The following is a 19,364-nucleotide window of genomic DNA, read 5'->3' on the forward strand; positions in this document are numbered from 1 at the left end:
AGGTGAGCCATGGCTCACCTTTTTGCTTGTGGAAGATGGTCTGAGGGGGAGCTCAGTTCACCACGGCCACGTTGATGGTGCCGTTGCCCTGGGTCATGCGGACTCGGGCGCCGGGCACGAAGGTGGGGTTGGCTTTTTGCACCACCACGATGGATTCGCCGTTCTCTTTCTTGATCTCGAGCTCGACGCCATCCACCTGATTGAGCTTGTCACCGGCGGCCTTGCCAGCAGCTGCGCCCGCGATGGCACCGCCGGCGGCGGCGATGTCGCTGCCGCGACCCCCCCCTATGGTGCTGCCGAGCAGGCCACCGACCACGGCACCGCCTATGGTGCCGATCAGGGAGTTTTCATCGGCCTGGATCTTCACCGGGCGAGTCGAGAGGATGGTGCCGTAGCTGACGGTCTGAACCTGCTTGGCGCGATCCTTGGTATAGACATCGCCGGAGTAGACATCGCTGTTGGCACAGCCCGTGATGGCGGTAGTGGCGGCCAGCAGGGTGATGAGAGCGATACGTTTCAACATGATGGGCCTCCTGGGCGGTCATCGGATTAATCGGCTTGATGCATTCCACTCTACGCCAACCGGGTTGCGCATTAAACCCGCAAAGTGTAACCAATTATGTGGCGTGAACGGTGGCCCGACCCCGACGCGGGTCATGCCAGGGTCTTCTCCAGCAGCAGGCGATCCTCCCCCGGGCCGAAATAGCCGGGCTCTTCGGCCAACAGTGCATAACCTAGGCGGAAATAGAGGCGCTGGGCCGGATTGGCCGGATCCACGGTCAGCCTGACTCGCGCCACCTGCACTTCTGCCAGTGCCTGTTCCACCCGCAGCATCATGCGCTCAGCCAGGCCAAAGCCGCGGGCCTCGGGCCGTACCGCCAGAGAGAGCAGCCAGCCCTGCGACCGATCCTGACCCAGGCCTCCCAGGGCATAACCCAGCAGCCTGCCCTCCAGCTCCGCCACGACCAGCAAGGCGGGCCACAGATCCATGGCCTGACGGAAGAAGAAGGCGGGGTAGACATCCTCCCCGAAGACGTCGGCGTCTATCTGCCAGATGGCGTGCATGTCGGCGTGGGTGGCAAGGCGTAATAGGGGGGACGGCTGCATCCGGGCTCCTGTGGTACTTGCTGCCGGGGGGGCAGTCAAAAAGAGCGCACAGGGTAGTGGGCTCACCAGGCTGATGCAAGCGGGTCTGGTTCTGAGGCCAGACAGGGGAGGCAGAGCCGGGGGAATCGAGCGCAGCTCAGGTGGTGCTCAAGGGGTAAAGAAACAGGGCCCGCAGGCCCTGTTTCACCGGATAGCCTCGATTGCTGCGATCAGATGAGGCGGGTCGCCTGCTCCAGCCAGGCGAGATCCTCGCCCTCCAGCAGCGGGCTCAGACGGCGGTAAACCTCGGCATGGTAGTCGTTGATCCAGCGGAACTCGGCCTGGCTCAGCAGGCTGCGATCGATGAGGCGGGTATCGAACGGCACATAGGTCAGCCGTTCGAAGCCCAGCATCGGCAGTTCGCCGATCTGCTCCAGTTCGGTGACCACCACCAGGTTCTCGCAGCGGATGCCAAAGGCATCTTCCCGGTAGTAACCCGGTTCGTTGGAGAGCACCATGCCCGGCTGCAGGGCCACCAGGCTGCCCTTGGGGGCGATGCGCTGCGGGCCTTCGTGCACGCTGAGGAAGTGGCCGACCCCGTGACCGGTGCCATGGTCGTAGTTGTAACCGGCTTGCCACAGGGGCATGCGGGCCAGCACGTCGAGCTGGATGCCGGCGGTGCCGCGGGGGAAGCGTGCCTGATCCAGTGCGATATGGCCCTGCAGCACCCGGGTGAACATCGCCTTGTGCTCGTCGGTCACCTCACCCACCTTGACGGTACGGGTGATGTCGGTGGTGCCATCCAGATACTGGGCGCCGGAATCCACCAGATAGATGCTGTCCTGACCGAAGGGGCGAGGCACACCGTTGGTGTGGCGGTAGTGGCACATGGCGGCGTTGGGGCCCAGCGCCGAGATGGTGTCAAAGCTCGGCTCGACGTAGTGATCCTGCTCGCGACGGAAGGCTTCCAGGCGATCGGCCAGGGTGCCCTCATCCATATCCTGATAGTCGCCGGAGGCGATCAGCCGATCCAGCCAGGCGAGGAAGCGGGTGACGGCGACGCCGTCGCGCAGATGGGCGCGCTGCATGCCGGCCAGCTCAACGGCGTTCTTGCAGGCCTTGGGCAGCATGGTGGGATCCTGCCCCGCCACCAGGATGGCGCCTGCCTCCTCCATGGTGAGCTGGGTCCAGGCGTTGGCGGTGTTGGGGTCGGCCAGCACTTTTTGCTGATCCTCACCGATGCGCTGCAGCACGTCACCCAGCTTGTCGATGGGATAGACGGAGACATCCTGCCCCACGTGGCGGCTGAAGGCGATGCAGTCGATCTTGTCGGTGTCGACGAAGAAATCCATGCTGGTGTTGGCGTAAAGCACGGCGAAGCCCAGCACCACCGGCAGTCGCTCCACGTCGCGGCCACGCAGGTTGAGCAGCCAGTTGATGGGTTCGGCCTGAGTCAGCAGCACCGCATCCAGCCCGCGCTTGCGCAGATCCGCCGCCAGCAGCTCGCGCTTGGCCTGGCTGGACTGGCCCGCCAGCTCTTCGCTGTAGAGGATGACAGGGATCTTGGTCGGGGTGGGGCGATCGCTCCAGTGCAGATCGATGGGGTTCTCATCGACCCGTACCAGTGCTATGCCGCGCTCGGCCAGGATCGGCCTGGCGCTCTGATACCAGGCCAGGCTGTGCAGGCGGGCGTCGAAGCCGACCCGGGCGCCGGACGGCAGTTGCTCGGCCAGCCACTGGACGTGGGGATCTTCATTGAGGTGGAGAAATTCAAACAGCTCGGCCGGTGCCTGCATGCGGGCCTGCACCGTATAACGACCGTCGACGAACAGGGCTGCCCGCTGTGCCATGATGATGGCGATGCCAGCGGAGCCGTTGAAACCCGTGATCCAGTCCAGCCGTTCGGCATAGGCGGGAATGTACTCCCCCAGGTGCTCGTCGTCGTGGGGAACGATGAAGGCGTCCAGTTCCAACGTGGCCAGAGTGGCCCTGACCTGGGCGACGCGGGTTTCAATAATCTCGAAATGATTCATGTCGTTATTGCCAGATTGTGATGATGTGAGTGTTCACTGATTGTGGCCGCTTGCCAGGATCTGTCGGATCGACTGGCCTGCCGCCTCGATATGTTGCTTGAGCAGGACCACGGCCTCGTGCTTGCGGCGGGCGCGACACAGCTCCAGCAGGCGGGCGTGTTCGCGCTCGGCCTTGTCCACGCCACCCTGGGCGAACAGCAGTTCGAAGCGCACGTAGCGATCGCAGCTCAGATTGATCTGGGCGATGAGATCCAGTGCCTGGGGACGATTGGCGGCCTGATAGAGGGTGGCGTGAAAACGGTGGTTCAACTCAGCCCAGTGCTCGATCTGGGTGCCGGACTCCAGCGCCAGATCAAACTGGGCCAGGATGGCTTGCGCCTTGGCGAAGGTCTCCTCCGTCATCAGGTCGACGGCGTGGAACAGGGTATCGGCTTCCAGCAGCGCCCGCAAATAAAAGAGCTCCTCGATGGCCGAGGCGTCCAGCATGGTGACCACGGCGCCGCGATGGGCCTCGAACTTCACCAGCCCCTGGGCCTCCAGCTGCATCAGCGCCTCTCGCACCGGGATACGGCTCACCGCCAACTCCTTGGCGATGGCATCCTGACGCAGGGGGGCGCCGGCGGGAAACTCCCCACGCAATATCCGGCCGCGGAGGTTCTCCATCACCATCTGGGTTCGGGTCTTGTAGGGTGGGGTCATGCTTGAGTCACGGGCAGGTTGCAAAATTGTATATTGTATAAAGTTTGGCTGAATCTAACGCGCAACCGCGTGCAAGGCAAGGCTTGGCGGGAGCCATATGCTGTGCATCGACCAAAAAAATACCGGCCAGCTGGGCTGACCGGTATGGGATTGTCACCTTGACGGGACGCAGCTTACAGCTGCGGGCCCGCAGCAACCAGGCGTTTGCCTTCGTCGTTGTCGGTGAAGCGCTCGAAGTTCTTGATGAAACGCTGGGCCAGATCCTGGGCCTTGGCATCCCACTCGGCCTGGTCGGCATAAGTGTCGCGCGGGTCGAGGATGGCCGGGTTCACGCCCGGCAGTTCGGTCGGCACTTCCAGGTTGAAGATCGGCAGCACCTTGGTCGGCGCCTGCTCGATGGAACCATCCAGGATGGCATCGATGATGGCGCGGGTGTCCTTGATGGAGATGCGCTTGCCGGTGCCGTTCCAACCGGTGTTGACCAGATAGGCTTCCGCCCCTGCGGCTTCCATCCGTTTCACCAGCTCCTGACCGTACTTGGTCGGGTGCAGGCTGAGGAAGGCGGCGCCAAAGCAGGAGGAGAAGGTCGGAGTCGGCTCCGTGATGCCACGCTCGGTACCGGCCAGCTTGGCGGTGAAGCCCGACAGGAAGTGGTACTTGGTTTGCTCCTTGGTCAGCTTGGCGACCGGGGGCAGCACCCCGAAAGCATCGGCGGTCAGGAAGATCACCTTATTGGCATGACCCGCCTTGGAGACCGGCTTGACGATGTTCTCGATGTGATAGATGGGGTAGGAGACCCGGGTGTTCTCGGTCTTGGAGCCATCATCGAAGTCGATGGTGCCATCGGCGGCAACGGTCACGTTCTCCAGCAGTGCATCGCGGCGGATGGCGTTGTAGATATCCGGCTCGGCTTCCTTGGAGAGCTTGATGGTCTTGGCGTAGCAGCCTCCCTCGAAGTTGAACACGCCGTGGTCGTCCCAGCCGTGCTCGTCGTCACCGATGAGCTGACGCTTGGGATCGGTGGAGAGGGTAGTCTTGCCGGTACCGGAGAGGCCGAAGAAGATGGCCACGTCCCCATCCTTGCCCACGTTGGCGGAGCAGTGCATGGAGGCAATGCCGCGCAGGGGCAGGAAGTAGTTCATCATGGAGAACATGCCCTTCTTCATCTCGCCACCGTACCAGGTGCCACCGATGAGCTGCATCTTCTCCGTCATGTTGAAGGCGACGAAGTTCTCGGAGTTGAGACCCTGCTCCTGCCAGTTCGGGTTGGTACACTTGGCGCCGTTCATCACCACGAAGTCGGGCTTGAAGGTCTTCAGCTCTTCATCGCTCGGGCGTATGAACATGTTCTTCACGAAGTGTGCCTGCCAGGCCACCTCTGTGATGATGCGCACCGCCAGGCGGGTATCCGGGTTGGCACCGCAGAAACCATCGACCACAAACAGGCGCTTGCCGGAGAGCTGTTTGGTCACCAGAGATTTCAGATGTGACCACACTTCGGGGGTGATGGCCTTGTTATCGTTCTTGCCCTGGTCAGACCACCATACGGTATCCTGGGTAGTGGCGTCTTTGACGATATATTTATCTTTTGGGGAACGGCCGGTGAAGATGCCGGTATTGACGTTGACGGCGCCGAGTTCGGTGACGACGCCACGTTCGAATCCTTCCAGGTCTGGGCGGGTCTCTTCTGCGAAAAGCTGCTCATAGGAAGGGTTACGAACGATTTCCTGGCTGTTTTTGATACCGTATTGGTCCAGTTTCAGTTGTTGTGCCAGGGCGGGTTCTACCACGATAGTCATTATGTTCTCCTGGGTTCAGAGGTGTGTAGGGTTCTATCTGGCGTCCATACTACTACCTAGGTGGTAGTTTTTAGCGATCGCCATCAAACTTTATAAAATAGGGTATTTTTTTGTTATTTAAGTTAAAGGCGGGTTTTGCCCGCCTTTATTTAGTGTAACTTGTTTGCATCATTACCGGGAGCCCCGCTGAACAGGGTTTCGATGTCTATCCCATCAAATTGGTAGTGGGTGCCGCAGTAATCGCAGTGCATGTCGATCTTGCCGAGCTCCTGCACCATGGCCACCGCTTCCTCCTTTTCTATCTGCAGCAGCGCCCCTTCGCAGCGAGCACGGGAGCAGGTGCAGCGGAACTCGATCGCCTGGGGATCGAACACTCGCACCTTGTCCTGATGGTAGAGGCGGTAGAGGATCTCTTCGGCCTCCAGGCCGAACAGCTCTTCATCCTTGATGGTGCTGGTGAGCTGGATCAGGTGATCGAAGTCGGCGCCGTGATCCTCGCTCCGGGCAGGCAGCTCTTGCAACAGGATGCCCGCGGCGCGGGGAGCGCCCTCGTGGTGGCCGGTACGGATCCAGAGCCGGGTAGCGAGTTGCTCGGACTGGGCGAAGTACTGCTCGAGGCAGGCCGCCAGAGTATCGGCCTCGAGGGCGATGATGCCCTGATAGCGTTCGCCCTCTTCAGGGGTGATGGTGATCACCAGCTGGCCATTGCCAATCAGGCTCTGCAGCTTGTCGTCCGTTGGCAGATCGCCTTCATGGCGGGCGACACCGCGCAACTGCTGGTTGTGATCGCCGTTGATCACCGCCAGACGCACGGGCCCGTCCCCTTGCAGTTGCACCGTGATGGAGCCTTCAAACTTGAGGGTGGCGGTCAGCAGGCTGGTGGCGACCAGCAGTTCACCCAGCAGTTTCTGCACCTGTACCGGGTAGTTCTGGGCATCGACGATGTGGCGATAGGTACTATCCAGCTGGACCAGCTCCCCCCGCACTTCGTACTCTTCGAACAGATAGCGATACAGGAGATCTTGGTTACTCATCATGCTTTCCTAGGATTTTCTGGAAGAAAAGATAAATACATTGTTAAACAGTTGGTTAGGAACTAATTCCTGTGCCTGTCGTCATAAAAGAGCCACGGAGGCGAGTCAGTATTGCTTGACCTTGATCAACTGGCGCCGCTCCTGCTTGTCGGGGCGGCGCTCGGGACTCGGGGCAAACTGGCTGTTGAAGCGTCTCGCCTCGCTGTTCTGGGCCCGTTTTTTCAGGCTCTCTTCGGTCTCTTCATAGAGCAACTGGGCCAGGGGCGCGGCCTTGCGCTGCTCGCTGACCTGCAGCACCCGCACTTCCCGTTCATCCTGGCCCTGCCAGAAGCGGACGAGAGCGCCGACCTCGACGGTTTTGCCCGGTTTGCTACGCTGGCCGTTATAATGCACCTTGCCACCGTCGATCTGATCCCTCGCCAGACTGCGGGTCTTGTAGAAGCGTGCCGCCCACAGCCACTTGTCGAGGCGGACCAGGGTGCTGATTTGTGCTGGATTCGACATGGATCGGCTCCGGGATGGCTGAAAGGGGAGCCTGATTATACCAGAGGCAGGCCCCGGGATAGAAACAGGGGGAACCGCGGTGTGACGGAATCTGAATTTTCACAGCATCATCCCATCCGGTCGGTTGTCTCTGGGTCCATTGCCGTACACAATAGCTAACCGATTTGGATGCCAGAATATTTTGATAAACATGACGCTACCGTTCAGGGATGACTTGTTGGGCTCCCTTCTGGCTCGCTGCAAGACAGTGCCACTCTCCCGTTTCAGCCAGCCTCTGTTCTGGCTGCTGTTGCTGTTGCTGGCCCAGCAGTGCGCCGTGCTCACCTGGCGTCTGTTCGAGCTGGCCCAGCCTTCCCGCGCCGTGCCCTGGCAGCCAGCTGTCACCTCGGGTCAGGACGCGGGACCGTCCCGCCTCGATCTCGGCAACGTCAGCCGTCTCTCTCTGTTTGGCAAGGCGCAGCAACTGCAAGCCGACAAGGCTGCCCAAGCGGCCCTGATCGATGCCCCCAAGACCCAACTCAACGCCCAGCTCAACGGGGTGCTGGCCAGTTCCGATCCGGCAAAATCCATCGCCATCATCGCCCACAACGGGCTGCAGAACTCCTATGGTATAGGGGATTACATCGACGGCACTCAGGCCAGGATCCGTCAGGTGTTTGCCGACAGGGTCATCATTGCCCGCGATGGTCGTGACGAGACCCTGATGCTGGATGGGGAAGAGTATGGCAAGCCGTTGCCCAAGGCGACTCGACAGGGGGCAGCGCTCTCTTCCGTTCGCAGCGAGTTGATGAGCAATCCTGGCAAGATCACCGATTATCTCAATATTTCTCCGGTCCGGGTGGATGGTCGCATGGTCGGCTATCGTCTCAACCCGGGTAGCAATCCCGAAATGTTCAATCAACTCGGGCTGGTCGCCAACGATCTGGCGGTCAGCATCAATGGCCTGGATCTGCGTGACAACGCACAGGCCATGCAGGCGATGCAGCAAGTGGCGGGCGCCACGGAAATGACCGTCACCGTCGAGCGACAAGGACAGCTCTACGACGTTTATGTCGGCTTGTCAGAATAATGAATTGGAGTAGCACCAAGAATGACAAATAAAGGGAAGGGCTGGCGTCTGGCCACGGTGGCAGCTGCCTTGATGATGACGGGCTCTGCCTGGGCCACCGAGTATGCCGCCAGTTTCAAGAATGCCGAAATTGAAGAGTTCATCAACACGGTCGGCAAGAACCTGAACAAGACCATCATCATCGAGCCCTCGGTGCGCGGCAAGGTCAACGTCCGCAGCTACGACCTGCTCAATGAGGATCAGTACTACCAATTCTTCCTGAGCGTGCTCGACGTCTACGGCTTCGCCGTGGTGCCCATGAACAATGGCGTACTCAAGGTGGTGCGCTCCAAGGATGCCAAGACTTCGGCCATTCCCGTGGTGGACGATACTAACCCCGGTGTGGGGGACGAGATGGTGACCCGGGTGGTACCGGTGCGCAACGTCTCGGTACGGGAGCTTGCGCCCCTGCTGCGCCAGCTCAACGACAACGCTGGCGGTGGCAACGTGGTGCATTACGAGCCGTCCAACGTGCTGCTCATCACCGGCCGGGCGGCCGTGGTCAACCGTCTGGTGGAAGTGGTACGCCGGGTCGACAAGGCGGGCGACCAGGATATGGACGTCATCAAGCTGAAATATGCCTCGGCGGGCGAGATGGTGCGGCTGGTGACCAACCTCAACAAGGATGGCAACAACCAGGGTGCCAATGCCTCCCTGCTGCTCTCCCCCAAGGTGGTCGCCGACGAGCGCACCAACTCCGTGGTGATCAGCGGTGAGCCCAAGGCGCGGGCCCGCATCATCCAGATGGTGCGCCAGCTCGACCGGGATCTGCAGAGTCAGGGCAACACCCGGGTCTTCTACCTGAAATATGGCAAGGCCAAGGATCTGGTGGATGTGCTCAAGGGCGTCAGCTCCAGCATCGAGGCGGACAAGAAGGGGGGGGCGGCCACCGGTGGTGGTGCCAGCATCGGCGGCGGTCAGCTCGCCATCTCCGCCGACGAGACCACCAATGCCTTGGTGATCACCGCTCAGCCTGACGTCATGGCCGAGCTGGAGCAGGTCATCGCCAAGCTCGACATCCGCCGCGCCCAGGTGCTGGTGGAGGCGATCATCGTCGAGATCCAGGACGGTGACGGCCTCAACCTCGGGGTGCAGTGGGCCAACGCCAATGGCGGCGGCACCCAGTTCACCAATACCGGTCTGCCCATCGGACCCGCCATCATCGCGGGCAAGGATTACGACGACAATGGCAACACCGACGGGCTCGAAAACCTGCTCGGTGATTTCAGCGGCATGGCGGCCGGCTTTTACAAGGGGGACTGGGCCATGCTGGTGACGGCGCTCTCCACCAACACCAAGAACGACATCCTCTCGACCCCGAGCATCGTCACCATGGACAACAAGGAAGCCTCCTTCAACGTCGGCCAGGAAGTGCCGGTACAGAGCGGCTCCCAGAGTTCCACCACCAGCGATCAGGTGTTCAACACCATAGAGCGCAAGACGGTGGGCACCAAGCTGGTGGTGACGCCCCAGATCAACGAAGGGGACTCGGTGCTGCTCAACATCGAGCAGGAGGTCTCCAGTGTGGCCCAGACCCAGGCGACCGGCACCGCCAACCTCGGTCCCACCTTCGATACCCGTACCGTCAAGAATGCGGTGCTGGTGAAGAGTGGCGAAACCGTGGTGCTGGGCGGCCTGATGGACGAGCAGACCAAGGAGCAGATCTCCAAGGTGCCGCTGCTGGGGGACATCCCTGTGCTGGGCTACCTGTTCCGCTCGACCTCCAATACCACCTCCAAACGCAATCTGATGGTGTTTATCCGGCCGACCATCTTGCGCGACGCCAACGTCTATTCCGGGGTTTCCAGCAACAAATACACCCTGTTCCGTGCCGAACAGTTGAACCTGGCGGCCGAGGAGGGGTACGCCACTTCGCCAGCCCGTCAGGTGCTGCCCGCCTATGGTCAGGATGTGATGATGTCCCCCGAGGTGCAGCAGCAGATCGAGCGGATGAAGGCCCAGCAGCAGTCCACTGCCACCGGGGCCAAAACCCAGGTGCGGGGACAGCCCTTCGTGCAGAGCAAGCCCTGATGGCCGCCTACCAGCTCGATGGCAGCGAGCTGCCTGCCCCCTTGCCGGAACTGCCGTTTGCCTTCGCCCGTAACTTCGGGGTGATCCTGACCGAGCGCCAGGGTGCCCCGGTGCTGCTCTGTCGCCAGGGGGTGACGCCGCAGACCCTGCTGGAGGTGCGTCGGGTGGTGGGGTGCACCTTCGTGGTGGAGCAGCTTGGCCATGACGAGTTCGAGACGCTGCTGACGGCCCATTACCAGCGCGACTCCTCCGAGGCGCGCCAGCTGATGGAGGATCTCGGCAACGAGATGGACTTCTTCGCCCTGGCCGAAGAGTTGCCCCAGAGCGAAGATCTGCTGGATGCCGATGACGATGCCCCCATCATCCGTCTCATCAACGCCATGCTGAGCGAGGCGATCAAGGAGGAGGCGTCCGACATCCACATCGAGACCTTCGAACGGGCACTGGTCATTCGCTTCCGCATTGATGGGGTGCTGAGGGAGATACTGCGCCCCCATCGCAAGCTCGCCTCGCTGCTGGTGTCGCGCATCAAGGTCATGTCCCGCATGGACATTGCCGAGAAGCGGGTACCCCAGGATGGTCGCATCTCATTGCGCATCGGCGGCCGCGCCGTGGACGTGCGGGTCTCCACCATGCCGTCCAGCTACGGCGAGCGGGTGGTGCTGCGTCTGCTCGACAAGAACAACGTGCGGCTCGAGCTCAAGCAGCTCGGCATGACGCTGGCCAACCGCAACATCATCAGCGAGCTCATCCGCAAGCCTCACGGCATCATCCTGGTGACGGGCCCGACCGGCTCGGGCAAGTCCACCACCCTCTATGCGGCGCTCTCCGAGATCAACTCGCGGGATCGCAACATCCTGACCGTCGAAGACCCCATCGAATATGACCTGGAAGGGGTGGGCCAGACCCAGGTCAACACCAAGGTGGACATGACCTTCGCCCGGGGGCTGCGCGCCATCCTGCGTCAGGATCCGGACGTGGTGATGGTGGGGGAAATTCGCGACCTCGAAACCGCCCAGATCGCGGTGCAGGCGTCGCTGACCGGTCACCTGGTGATGTCGACCCTGCATACCAACACCGCCATCGGTGCCATCACCCGGATGCGGGACATGGGGATCGAGTCCTTCCTGCTCTCATCCTCCTTGCTGGCGGTGCTGGCCCAACGACTGGTGCGCACCCTCTGCCCGGATTGCCGCGCCCCGCACCCCATCACCGAGCAGGAGCGGATCGCCATGGGCATCGAACTGGCGCCGGATCAGCAGATGTGGCGCTCGGTGGGCTGTGAGCAGTGCAACCACACCGGCTACCGTGGCCGGACCGGCATCCACGAGCTGGTGGTGATCGACGAGGCGGTGCGCGAGGCGATCCACAGTGCCAGCGGCGAACTCGCCATCGAGCGCCTGATCCGGGGCCATACCCCCAGCATCCGTCGTGACGGCATCGACAAGGTGCTCCAGGGGCAGACCAGCCTCGAAGAGGTGCTGCGCGTGACCCGGGAAGACTAAGATGGCTGCGTTCGAATACAAGGCGCTCGATGGCAAGGGGCGCAACAAGAGCGGCGTGCTGGAGGGGGATTCCGCCCGTCAGGTGCGTCAGCTGCTGCGCGAGCAGGGGTTGACCCCCCTCGAAGTGAATGAGACCACCGAAAAGGCGAAGCGCGAGGCCAATCGCTTCGTGCTGTTTCGCCGTGGCGCCTCCACCTCGGAACTGGCCCTCATCACCCGCCAGCTGGCGACCCTGGTGGGCGCTGGGCTGACCATCGAAGAGGCCCTCAAGGCGGTGGCCGAGCAGTGCGAGAAGGCCCACCTGCGCAGCCTGGTGGCTACGGTCCGCAGCAAGGTGGTGGAGGGCTATTCCCTCGCCGATTCACTCGGCGCCTTCCCCCATGTGTTCGATCAGCTGTTTCGCTCCATGGTGGCGGCCGGTGAGAAGTCCGGTCACCTGGAGAAGGTGCTCAACCGCCTCGCCGATTACACCGAGCAGCGCCAGCACATGCGTACCAAGCTGCTGCAGGCGATGATCTATCCCATCGTCCTCACCCTGGTGGCCGTGGGCGTCATCTCGATACTGCTCACCGCCGTGGTGCCCAAGGTGGTGGCCCAGTTCGAGCATATGGGCCAGCAACTGCCGGCCACTACCCGTTTCCTCATCGGCACCAGTGAACTGATGCAGCACTATGGCCTCTGGTTCCTGCTGTTGTTGTTCATTGGCGGCTTTGTCTGGCGCTGGTGGCTGACGGATCCGCAGCGTCGTCGCCACTGGCATCAGGTGGTGCTGCGCCTGCCGGTCATCGGCCGGGTCAGCCGGGGACTCAACACTGCCCGTTTCGCCCGTACCCTCAGCATCCTCAACGCCAGTGCCGTGCCGCTGCTGGAGGGGATGAAGATCTCGGGGGAGGTACTCTCCAACGACTTTGCCCGCCACCGCATCGGCGAGGCGACCGAGCGGGTGCGCGAGGGGACCAGCCTGCGCAAGGCGCTGGATGAGACCAAAATTTTTCCGCCCATGATGCTGCACATGATCGCCTCCGGCGAGCAGAGCGGCGAGCTCGACAGCATGCTGGAGCGGGCGGCCGACAACCAGGACAGGGAGTTTGAAACCCAGGTGAACATCGCCCTCGGGGTGTTCGAGCCCATGCTGGTGGTTTCCATGGCAGGGGTGGTGCTCTTTATCGTGATGTCGATCCTGCAGCCGATCCTGGAGCTCAACAACATGGTCAATCTATGATGCAGGCCTCCAGCCGCCCTGATCCGATCGATCCTGCGGTCCACTCACTCAAACTCAATCACATGGTGAATTTGTGAGATCAGGCGTTCGAATAGGCTTCGTTATTTGATCCCACAAATCCAATCGAACTCGTGGGTTCTATTGGCCGACAGGCATAATCGAACGATCGTGGTTCAACAATATGATCATTTTCTGATGACACACGTCATCTCATTCGTTAGGGAGTCATAACAATGCACAAGCGTCGTCAAGCCGGTTTTACTCTGCTGGAAGTCATGGTGGTCATCGTGATCCTGGGGATCCTGGCCAGCCTGGTGGTGCCCAATCTGATGGGCAACAAGGAGAAGGCAGATCAGCAGAAAGCGGTCTCCGACATAGTGGCGCTGGAAAATGCCCTCGACATGTACAAGCTGGACAACAACCGCTATCCGACCACGGAGCAGGGGCTGGATGCCCTGGTCAACAAGCCGACCGCGTCCCCCGAGCCACGCAGCTACCGGGAAGGGGGCTACATCAAGCGCCTGCCGCAGGATCCCTGGGGCAACCCGTACCAGCTGCTCAGCCCGGGTCAGTTCGGCAAGCTCGACATCTTCAGCATGGGGCTGGACGGGGAAGCCGGGACCGATGACGACATCGGCAACTGGAACCTGAAGGATTTCCAATAAGTGATGGGTTGCGCCGCCATGCTGATGGGGCTGGTCTTGTGAAACCTTATCGTCAGGCGGGTTTCACCCTGCTGGAGGTGTTGTTGGTCGCCATGTTGATGGGGCTGGTGGCCACCGCGGTCACCCTCAGCATGGGGGGCGCCCGGGGGGATCGGGAGCTGGATAAGCAGGCGTGCCGCTTCATGGCAACCCTGCAGCAGGCGCAGGAGTATTCGGTGATGGATGGCCGGCTGCTGGGCCTGCGAGTCGAGGAGCGCGGCTGGCAGTTTATGTCCCGCAACCCCAAGGATCGCAAGTGGCAGGCGTTGACCGGCGACAAGATCCTGGGGCAGGTGCAGCTGCCGGAGGAGATGACCCTGACCGTCGAACTGGAGGGCTTCAGCTGGCGTACCGACTCGGACGAAAAGAACGAACAGGGCCGCGACGAGAAGGAGCGCACGCCCCAGATCTTCGTCTTCCCGGGGGGCGAACTCACCCCCTTCATGCTGACCCTGAGTCAGCAGGTGGATGACGAGCAATACCTGCGCACCGTCAAGGGGGATGAATTTGGTCGCCTCTCCCTGCTAGAAGACGAAGAGGAAGAAGAGTGAGAGCCCCCTTTATCAAGGCGCGCGGCATGACGCTGCTGGAGGTCATGGTGGCGCTGGCGGTGTTTGCCATCGCCGGCCTGGCCGTGATGAAGACCGCCAGCGAACACCTCTCCGGCCTCAACTACCTGGAAGAGAAGACGCTGGCGACCTGGGTGGTGGAAAACCAGCTGGTGCAGCAGAAGCTCGAGGCCAAGTGGCCGGGTGACAGCTGGGTGGAAGGGAACGAGGAGCTGGCCGGCCAGACCTGGTACTGGCGCTATCGCGGCGTCGCCACCAGCGACAACAACTTCAAGGCTCTGGACATGGAAGTGCGTACCGCGCCCAAGGCCGAGAGCCCGGTGGCCATGATCCGGACCTATATCAGCCGATGAACAAGCGCCGTTGTGTGTCCATGATCCGGAGCCGGTGCCAGCGGACGAGTGCCTGCCCGATGCCGAGGCGCCGTCAGAGCGGCTTTACCCTGCTGGAGATGCTGGTGGCCATCGCCATCTTCGCCAGCCTCAGCATGGGGGCCTATCAGGTGCTGCAGGGGGTGCTTACCAGCGACGAGGTGGCCAAGCGCAAGGAGGTCCGTCTCTCCGAACTGCAGCTCGCCTTCAGCCTGCTGGAGCGAGACGTCACCCAGATGGTGCCGCGCAGCGGCCGCATCGATGGTGAGAACAACAAGGTGCTGCTGGCGGCCTCCCGCTTCGGCCAGCAGAGCGATGACTGGGGCATGGCCTTCATCCGCGGTGGCTGGCTAAATCCGGACGGCATGCTGCCGCGCTCCGGCTTGCAGCGGGTGGGTTGGCGACTCAAGGAGCAGACCCTGGAACGGCTCAGCTACCTCTATCCGGATCCCGCGATCGGCACCGAGCCGCGCATTCAGCCGGTGTTGACCGGGGTGACGGCCCTGCGACTCTATTTCTACGACAAGGGGATGTGGAAGGAGGAGTGGACCCAGCGCGACCTGTTGCCTCATGGGCTGGCGGTGGAGCTGGATCTGGAGGATTACGGCACCATACGTCGTCAGTTCCTCATCGGGGCTGGCGGCCAGAGGGCTGAAAATGGTAATTGATCGTCATTTTTCCCCGACCGTCATGGAGGATTACGGCACCCTTCGCCGTCGTCAGTTCCTCATCGGGGCCGGCGGCCAGAGGGCTGAAAATGGTAATTGTTCGTCGTTGTTCCCCGACCGTCATGGAGGATTACGGCACCCTTCGCCGTCGTCAGTTCCTCATCGGGGCCAGCGGCCAGAGGGCTGAAAATGGTAATTGATCGTCGTATTTCTCTGTCCTGCATGGAAGATAACGGCACACTTCGCCGTCGTCAGTTCCTTATCGGGGCCGGCGGCCAGCGAGCGGACAATGGCAGTTAAGCGCAGCCGGGGCCCATCCCGTACCACACCGGGCCGGCAAGGGGGCATGGCCCTGCTGGTGGTACTGCTCATCCTGTCGGTGATGGTGATCATCGCCAGCAACATGAGCGGCCGGTTGCAACTGGAGTTGCGCCGGACCAGCAACCTCACCGCCGGCAAGCAGGCCTGGTGGTATGCCATGTCGGCGGAGGCGCTGGTGATCAAGGTGCTCAACCAGGATTTCAAGGATGACCCCGATGTGGTCAATCTGGGTCAGAACTGGGCGCGCCAGGATGCTGTCTTCCCGGTGGATGACGGTACTCTGTCCGGACGGGTGCGGGATCTGCAATCCTGTTTCAACCTCAACAGCCTGAGCCTGGCCCTGAAAGAGGGGGAGAGCGGCGATGATCTCGAGGCGCAGCCCTATCAGTTCAAGGCGTTCCGGGCGCTGCTCGAGGCGCTGGAGGTGGATGAGTACGAGGCGGTGCAGCTCACCGACGCCATCCGCGACTGGACCGACAAGGATACCCAGCTGGTGTCGAGCAACGGGGCCGAGGATGCCTATTACGAGGGGCTCAATCCCCCCTATCTGGTGGCGAATCAGTGGCTGCTGGGAACGGACGAATTGCGGGCCGTGCGCGGGGTGAGCAGCGAGCTCTACGCCCGGCTCGCCCCCTATGTGTGCACCCTGCCCAGCGACAAGCTGGTGGTGAACATCAACACCATCAAGCCGGAGCAGGCGGCCCTGCTGGTGGGGCTCTACCAGGGCAAGATAGGGCTGGACGACGCCAAGCAGGTGCTGACCAGTCGCCCCAAGAAGGGGTGGAAGGAGAAGAAGGAGATGACGGACGAGCTGCCGGTGCAGCCGGGCTCCATCACGGGGCTGGATGCTGCACTGGACATCAAGAGCAACTTCTTCGAGGCCCGTCTGCTGGCCGAGGTGGGTGATGTGCGGGCCCGGCTGGAGACTGTTTTCCAGCGTGGCAAGGACAACAAGCTGGTGATGCTGCGTCGTCTGAACGATGGCGCAGAATAACAGGGAGAAGGCTGGCCTCTGGCCTGTCTGTCCCGCCCCTTATCTGGACTGCAGCCGATGGCTGCGGCTCGCCCATCGACAAGGATGCTGGCGGGCATGGCAGGAGAATCATTTGTGAGCGAGAGTCTGGTCATCCGTCTGGGGACCAATGCGCAGCAGCCGGTGCATTGGCTGGTGTGGTCGACGCAGGAGCAGGAGATCATCGCCTCCGGAATCCTGGCCTCGGCCCATGCCCTGGGTGAGCTGCAGGAGCGTGCCGGCGGCCGCCCCGTGGTGACCCTGGTGCCTGGCAGCGATCTCATCTTCCGGCGGGTCAGCCTGCCGGGCAAGTACAGTCGTCAGGCCGCGGCGGCGCTGCCCTATCTGCTCGAGGAGCAGATCGCCTCCGATGTGGATGAACTGCATCTGGTGGTGCTGGCTCATCAGAGGAACGACGTGGATCTGATGGCGGTGGACAAGGCGAAGATGCAGGCGTGGCTGGCGTGGCTGCAGCAGGCGGGTCTAAAGACCCTGCAACTGCTGCCGGATGTGCTGGCCCTGCCACCCGCCACCGAGGGATGGTCTGCCCTGCAGCTTGGCGCAGAGTGGTTGATCCGTCAGGGCCCCGTTCAGGGGATAGTCGCAGACGAGCCGCTGCTGGCCATGTTGCTGGCAGCCCAGCCCGAGCCGGTGACCCTGTATAGCCACACCCCCATTCCGGCCATGGCGGCCGGCAACTGGCGGGGGGCTGATCCCGAGCTGCCCATGTTGCTGCTGGCGAAAGGGGCGCTCGCTTGCCAGGCCAACCTGTTGCAGGGGCCCTATCGACCGCAGACCGAATACGGCCGTTATTGGCTGCAGTGGCGCAAGGTGGCGGTGGTGGCGGGGATCCTGCTGCTGGTGGCGCTGACCCAGCGTGGGGTGCATCTTCATCAGCTGGCGGAGCAGGACAAGGCCCTCAAGGCGGAGATCCGGCAGGTCTATACCCGGATCTTCCCGGGGGAGACCCGGATCGTCAACGTCCGCAGCCAGATGGCCCAGCACCTCAAGTCCCTGGGGCAGACCCCGCAGGATGGGATCCTGCTGCTGCTGACCGAGTTGGCGCCGGTGTTTGCCGAGGTACCCGGCCTCAAGCCCGAGGTGCTGCGTTTCGATGCGGGCAGGGGTGAGCTCAGGTTGCAGGTCACGGCCCCGGGTTTCACCGAGATCGAGCGCTTCCGTGAGCTGGCGGGCAAGCGCTTTGAGGTGCAGCAGGGTGAGGTGCGAAGCACCGAGGGCAAGGTGGAAGGCGCGCTGGTGCTGAAGGGGAAATCATCATGATGGACAAACTACAAATCTGGTGGCATGGCATCAGCCCCCGCGAACAGCGGCTGGTGGCGGTGGGCGGCGGCATACTGCTGCTCGGGCTTTGCTACTGGGTCATCTGGCAACCTGTCGCCAATCGTATCGACGAGCGGGAGAGGCAGGTGGCCAATCAGCAGCAGACGCTTGCCTGGTTGAAAGAGAAAGGGCAAGAGGTGTTGGCGATGCAGGGTGGCCAAGGCCGGCAAATCGACACCAGCGGCACCCTGGACGGGGTGGTGAACCGCACCGCCTTCAACCAGAAGATCAAGATTGCCCGGCTGCAACCCCAGGGGCAGGAGCTGCAAGTGTGGATAGACACGGTACCGTTCGATGATCTGCTGCTCTGGCTCGCGACCCTCTCCGATCAATACGGGGTCCAGGTGCAGATCATCGAGGTGGCCCGTGAGGGGTTGGCTCCTGGGCTGGTCAAGGTCAGACGTTTGCAGTTGAGCCGTCCCCAATGACACCAAGCGTTCAATTCGCCGTCCGGTTTCCGGCATCGCATTCCGTTATGGCATCGGGCCTCGCCTGGGCCGGATCCTTGCAGTCGAGTCATGTTCTATGAAGCAAAAAGTACTGATTGCCGTCCTGTTTCTGACGGTCTATCTGATGTTCCTGCTGGCCAGGTTGCCCGCCACTCTGGTGGTGCGCCATCTGCCGTTGCCCCCCAACCTGGTGCAGCTGGAAGGGGTGAGCGGTACTCTCTGGAGCGGCCAGATTGCCCGGCTGCAATATGCCAGCGAGTCCCTGACCCAACTGCGCTGGGAGCTCGATGGCTGGTCGCTGTTGCGCCTGGCTCCCGAGGTGTCGCTGCGTTTCGGCGAGCGCGCCGGCCTCAATGGCCAGGGGGTGATCGGCTGGAATGGCGCGGCCTTCGGCCGTGACATCATCCTCAACGCACCTGCCCCCTGGGTGTTGGCGCGGGTGCCCATGGGCCTGCCCTTCCCCCTGACGGCGGCGGGTCAGCTGCAACTCAAGGTCGATCAGTTCGCTCAGGGCAATCCCTGGTGTGAGGAGCTCTACGGCAATCTCAACTGGTATGACGCGCAGGCCGACACCCCGGCGGGCAAGCTGCCACTGGGGGATCCCGAGGTCAAGCTGACCTGCCTCGACTCCCGCCTGGTGGCCGAGATCAAGCAGGGTTCAGAGGCGGTGCAAGTGCTCGGCAAGCTGGAGTTGCAGGCCAATCGCCAGTACCTGTTCCAGGGCACCCTCAAGCCGGGCCCGGCACTGCCGGAACAGATGAAGCAGGGGTTGCCCTTCCTCGGTCAACCCGATGGTCAGGGGCGCTTCCCGCTGCGCTATCAGGGCCGCATCTGACGACATGGCTCCATAACGACAACACCCCGCTCCGGCGGGGTGTTGTCGTTATGGGGCGGGCTCCTCTGGTGGG

Annotated in this window: 19 protein-coding genes and 1 pseudogene; 13 read left to right on the forward strand and 7 right to left on the reverse strand. The window is 62.3% G+C overall.

Annotation, left to right across the window (positions count from 1 at the left end; genetic code table 11):
* Positions 1-52: 52 nt before the first annotated feature.
* The 7 genes from BN1127_RS01295 to hslR form a co-directional block, all read right to left on the reverse strand.
* Complete coding sequence (locus BN1127_RS01295) at positions 53-523, reverse strand: outer membrane lipoprotein (protein WP_005327494.1); 471 nt, start codon at positions 521-523, stop codon at positions 53-55.
* A gap of 131 nt (positions 524-654) precedes the next feature.
* A complete protein-coding gene (locus BN1127_RS01300; RefSeq protein WP_042648199.1) occupies positions 655-1,107 on the reverse strand; it encodes a GNAT family N-acetyltransferase in 453 nt (150 codons plus the stop codon).
* A gap of 209 nt (positions 1,108-1,316) precedes the next feature.
* Positions 1,317-3,119, reverse strand: a complete 1,803-nt coding sequence (locus BN1127_RS01305) for an aminopeptidase P family protein (protein WP_042648200.1) — start codon at positions 3,117-3,119, stop codon at positions 1,317-1,319.
* A gap of 33 nt (positions 3,120-3,152) precedes the next feature.
* Positions 3,153-3,818, reverse strand: a complete 666-nt coding sequence (locus tag BN1127_RS01310) for a GntR family transcriptional regulator (RefSeq protein WP_042648201.1) — start codon at positions 3,816-3,818, stop codon at positions 3,153-3,155.
* Between the two features lie 173 nt (positions 3,819-3,991).
* Positions 3,992-5,617 (reverse strand): phosphoenolpyruvate carboxykinase (ATP), encoded by a 1,626-nt coding sequence (pckA, locus tag BN1127_RS01315; protein WP_005327486.1) that lies wholly within the window; start codon positions 5,615-5,617, stop codon positions 3,992-3,994.
* Between the two features lie 149 nt (positions 5,618-5,766).
* Entirely contained in the window at positions 5,767-6,651 is an 885-nt protein-coding gene (hslO, locus tag BN1127_RS01320) for an Hsp33 family molecular chaperone HslO (RefSeq protein WP_042648202.1), read from the reverse strand.
* 105 nt (positions 6,652-6,756) lie between these two features.
* The gene (hslR, locus tag BN1127_RS01325; protein WP_005327483.1) at positions 6,757-7,155 is read right to left on the reverse strand and encodes a ribosome-associated heat shock protein Hsp15; all 399 of its coding nucleotides are present in this window, start codon (positions 7,153-7,155) and stop codon (positions 6,757-6,759) included.
* A 217-nt stretch (positions 7,156-7,372) separates the two neighbouring features.
* On the opposite strand from hslR, the gene exeC reads away from it, so the two are divergent.
* The 13 genes and pseudogenes from exeC to exeN all read left to right on the forward strand — a co-directional run bounded on the left by exeC (position 7,373) and on the right by exeN (position 19,291).
* The gene (gene exeC / locus BN1127_RS01330; RefSeq protein ID WP_283248957.1) at positions 7,373-8,224 is read left to right on the forward strand and encodes a GspC family type II secretion system variant ExeC; all 852 of its coding nucleotides are present in this window, start codon (positions 7,373-7,375) and stop codon (positions 8,222-8,224) included.
* Positions 8,225-8,245: 21 nt separating this feature from the next.
* The gene (gene exeD, locus BN1127_RS01335) at positions 8,246-10,294 is read left to right on the forward strand and encodes a GspD family T2SS secretin variant ExeD (RefSeq protein ID WP_042648204.1); all 2,049 of its coding nucleotides are present in this window, start codon (positions 8,246-8,248) and stop codon (positions 10,292-10,294) included.
* Positions 10,294-11,799, forward strand: a complete 1,506-nt coding sequence (gene exeE / locus BN1127_RS01340; RefSeq protein ID WP_005327470.1) for a GspE family T2SS ATPase variant ExeE — start codon at positions 10,294-10,296, stop codon at positions 11,797-11,799. The genes exeD and exeE overlap by 1 nt, the downstream gene beginning before the upstream one ends.
* 1 nt (position 11,800) lies before the next feature.
* Positions 11,801-13,021 (forward strand): GspF family T2SS innner membrane protein variant ExeF, encoded by a 1,221-nt coding sequence (gene exeF, locus BN1127_RS01345; protein ID WP_042648205.1) that lies wholly within the window; start codon positions 11,801-11,803, stop codon positions 13,019-13,021.
* Positions 13,022-13,254: 233 nt separating this feature from the next.
* Entirely contained in the window at positions 13,255-13,686 is a 432-nt protein-coding gene (gene exeG / locus BN1127_RS01350; protein WP_005327466.1) for a GspG family T2SS major pseudopilin variant ExeG, read from the forward strand.
* 38 nt (positions 13,687-13,724) lie between these two features.
* On the forward strand, positions 13,725-14,276 hold the full coding sequence (exeH, locus tag BN1127_RS01355; RefSeq protein WP_042648212.1) for a GspH family T2SS minor pseudopilin variant ExeH: 552 nt from the start codon (positions 13,725-13,727) through the stop codon (positions 14,274-14,276).
* Between the two features lie 11 nt (positions 14,277-14,287).
* On the forward strand, positions 14,288-14,647 hold the full coding sequence (gene exeI / locus BN1127_RS01360) for a GspI family T2SS minor pseudopilin variant ExeI (protein ID WP_043128621.1): 360 nt from the start codon (positions 14,288-14,290) through the stop codon (positions 14,645-14,647).
* A gap of 59 nt (positions 14,648-14,706) precedes the next feature.
* Positions 14,707-15,333 (forward strand): GspJ family T2SS minor pseudopilin variant ExeJ, encoded by a 627-nt coding sequence (gene exeJ / locus BN1127_RS01365; protein WP_081805622.1) that lies wholly within the window; start codon positions 14,707-14,709, stop codon positions 15,331-15,333.
* Between the two features lie 222 nt (positions 15,334-15,555).
* A pseudogene (locus BN1127_RS23020) lies at positions 15,556-15,633 on the forward strand (type II secretion system protein GspJ); the annotation flags it as partial.
* Positions 15,623-16,648 (forward strand): GspK family T2SS minor pseudopilin variant ExeK, encoded by a 1,026-nt coding sequence (exeK, locus tag BN1127_RS01370; protein ID WP_042648206.1) that lies wholly within the window; start codon positions 15,623-15,625, stop codon positions 16,646-16,648. The pseudogene BN1127_RS23020 and the gene exeK, both read left to right, overlap by 11 nt.
* Before the next feature lie 114 nt (positions 16,649-16,762).
* Positions 16,763-17,947, forward strand: a complete 1,185-nt coding sequence (exeL, locus tag BN1127_RS01375) for a GspL family type II secretion system protein ExeL (protein ID WP_082029919.1) — start codon at positions 16,763-16,765, stop codon at positions 17,945-17,947.
* Entirely contained in the window at positions 17,944-18,435 is a 492-nt protein-coding gene (gene exeM / locus BN1127_RS01380) for a GspM family type II secretion system protein ExeM (protein WP_005327455.1), read from the forward strand. Before exeL ends, exeM begins: the two co-directional genes overlap by 4 nt.
* Before the next feature lie 97 nt (positions 18,436-18,532).
* Entirely contained in the window at positions 18,533-19,291 is a 759-nt protein-coding gene (gene exeN, locus BN1127_RS01385) for a GspN family type II secretion system protein ExeN (protein ID WP_042648208.1), read from the forward strand.
* The last annotated feature ends 73 nt before the right edge of the window (positions 19,292-19,364 follow it).

This window comes from Aeromonas media (assembly GCF_000819985.1).
Classification (GTDB): Bacteria; Pseudomonadota; Gammaproteobacteria; order Enterobacterales; family Aeromonadaceae; genus Aeromonas; species Aeromonas media.

What these genes read in the sequence shown, in the direction of transcription:
- BN1127_RS01295 (WP_005327494.1), bottom strand. Translation starts at nt 523, where the DNA reads ATGTTGAAACGTATCGCTCTCATCACCCTGCTGGCCGCCACTACCGCC.
- BN1127_RS01300 (WP_042648199.1), bottom strand. Translation starts at nt 1,107, where the DNA reads ATGCAGCCGTCCCCCCTATTACGCCTTGCCACCCACGCCGACATGCAC.
- BN1127_RS01305 (WP_042648200.1), bottom strand. Translation starts at nt 3,119, where the DNA reads ATGAATCATTTCGAGATTATTGAAACCCGCGTCGCCCAGGTCAGGGCC.
- BN1127_RS01310 (WP_042648201.1), bottom strand. Translation starts at nt 3,818, where the DNA reads ATGACCCCACCCTACAAGACCCGAACCCAGATGGTGATGGAGAACCTC.
- pckA (WP_005327486.1), bottom strand. Translation starts at nt 5,617, where the DNA reads ATGACTATCGTGGTAGAACCCGCCCTGGCACAACAACTGAAACTGGAC.
- hslO (WP_042648202.1), bottom strand. Translation starts at nt 6,651, where the DNA reads ATGAGTAACCAAGATCTCCTGTATCGCTATCTGTTCGAAGAGTACGAA.
- hslR (WP_005327483.1), bottom strand. Translation starts at nt 7,155, where the DNA reads ATGTCGAATCCAGCACAAATCAGCACCCTGGTCCGCCTCGACAAGTGG.
- exeD (WP_042648204.1), top strand. Translation starts at nt 8,246, where the DNA reads ATGACAAATAAAGGGAAGGGCTGGCGTCTGGCCACGGTGGCAGCTGCC.
- exeE (WP_005327470.1), top strand. Translation starts at nt 10,294, where the DNA reads ATGGCCGCCTACCAGCTCGATGGCAGCGAGCTGCCTGCCCCCTTGCCG.
- exeF (WP_042648205.1), top strand. Translation starts at nt 11,801, where the DNA reads ATGGCTGCGTTCGAATACAAGGCGCTCGATGGCAAGGGGCGCAACAAG.
- exeG (WP_005327466.1), top strand. Translation starts at nt 13,255, where the DNA reads ATGCACAAGCGTCGTCAAGCCGGTTTTACTCTGCTGGAAGTCATGGTG.
- exeJ (WP_081805622.1), top strand. Translation starts at nt 14,707, where the DNA reads ATGCCGAGGCGCCGTCAGAGCGGCTTTACCCTGCTGGAGATGCTGGTG.
- exeK (WP_042648206.1), top strand. Translation starts at nt 15,623, where the DNA reads ATGGCAGTTAAGCGCAGCCGGGGCCCATCCCGTACCACACCGGGCCGG.
- exeM (WP_005327455.1), top strand. Translation starts at nt 17,944, where the DNA reads ATGATGGACAAACTACAAATCTGGTGGCATGGCATCAGCCCCCGCGAA.
- exeN (WP_042648208.1), top strand. Translation starts at nt 18,533, where the DNA reads ATGAAGCAAAAAGTACTGATTGCCGTCCTGTTTCTGACGGTCTATCTG.